This window comes from Agromyces sp. H66 (genome assembly GCF_004959775.1).
GTDB lineage: Bacteria > Actinomycetota > Actinomycetes > Actinomycetales > Microbacteriaceae > Agromyces.
In genome coordinates, this window is sequence record NZ_SJZG01000028.1 from 1 (window position 1) to 1,435 (window position 1,435).

The 1,435-nt window shown below is 70.4% G+C and carries 1 protein-coding gene; it reads left to right on the plus strand.

The features are described from left to right. Window positions 1–110 precede the first annotated feature (110 nt). On the plus strand, window positions 111–1,412 hold the full coding sequence (locus EZM51_RS20370) for an ISL3 family transposase (protein WP_136710140.1): 1,302 nt from the start codon (window positions 111–113) through the stop codon (window positions 1,410–1,412). Window positions 1,413–1,435 lie beyond the last annotated feature (23 nt).

Here is a 1,435-nt window from a genome sequence, read left to right on the forward strand (position 1 = left end):
GGCTCTCCTGACGCTTCCGTGGGTGGTTGAGCGCGTCGGGGAACGGGGCACGCCGTTCTCTGTCTAGGTTCTGGACTGTCAAGGAACAGGACCGGTGACGGGAGAACGGCGTGCGGAATGCAAGCCTATGGTCGAAGCTGCTCGGGGTCGAGAACACGGTCGTCGAGGGTGTCGAGTTCGACGAGGATGACCAGGTGCTGGTCGCTCATGTCCGGCCGACCAGGCGTGCCGGGGCGCGGTGCGGCCGGTGCCAGCGACGCTGCCCGTGGTATGACCGGGGCGAGGGACGGCGCCGCTGGCGGGCACTGGATGCGGGCACGATCCGGGTCTGGCTCGAGGCCGACGCGCCGAGAGTGAACTGTCCGGAGCACGGCCCGACGGTGCGGGCGGTGCCGTGGGCGCGGCATGGCGCCGGGCACACGGTCGCGTTCGACGAGCAGGTCGCGTGGCTGGTGACGCAGACCTCGAAGTCCGCGGCGTGTCAGCTGATGCGGATCGCGTGGCGCACCGCCGGGGCGATCATCACCCGGGTCTGGGCGGACACCGAGCAGTCCCATGACCTGCTGGGTGGGCTGCGCCGGATCGGGATCGACGAGATCTCGTACAAGCGCGGGCACCGCTACCTCACGGTGGTCGTCGATCACGACACCGGCCGGCTGGTGTGGGCCGCACCGGGTCGCGACAAGGCAACCCTGGGCGGGTTCTTCGACCAGCTCGGCCCGGAACGATCCGCACAGATCACGCATGTGTCCGCGGATGGCGCGGGTTGGATCACGGAGGTCGTCGCGGCCCGCTGCCCGAACGCGGTCCGCTGCGCGGACCCGTTCCACGTCGTGAAGTGGGCCACCGACGCGCTCGACGAGGTCCGCCGTGGCGCGTGGAACGACGCCCGCCGTCAGGCACGCGCCACCGAACCCAAACGGGCCCGCGGCCGCCCGCGCGCCGACGCCCCACCCCGTCCCGCCGGCCAGAAGGCGAACGGCTTGAAGGGTGCCCGGTACGCGCTGTGGAAGAACCCCGAGAACCTCACCGAGCCCCAGCAGGCCAAGCTCGACTGGATCGCGAAGACCGACCCGACCCTGCATCGCGGGTACCTCCTGAAAGAAGGCCTCCGGCTCGTGTTCCAGCTGCCCGCCGACGAAGCCCCCGACGCGCTTCAGAAGTGGATCGGCTGGGCCCGCCGCTGCCGCATCCCCGCGTTCGTCCGCCTGCAACGCACGATCCTGAAACACCGGCCCGCGATCCTCGCCGCGATCGAGCACGGCCTGTCCAACGGGCGCATCGAGTCCGTGAACACCAAGATCCGACTCATCACCCGAATCGCGTTCGGGTTCCGCTCCCCGCAAGCCCTGATCGCCCTCGCGATGCTCAGCCTCGGCGGCCACCCACCCGCACTCCCAGGCCGACCATGACCCACGGATCAGTCAGGAGAGCC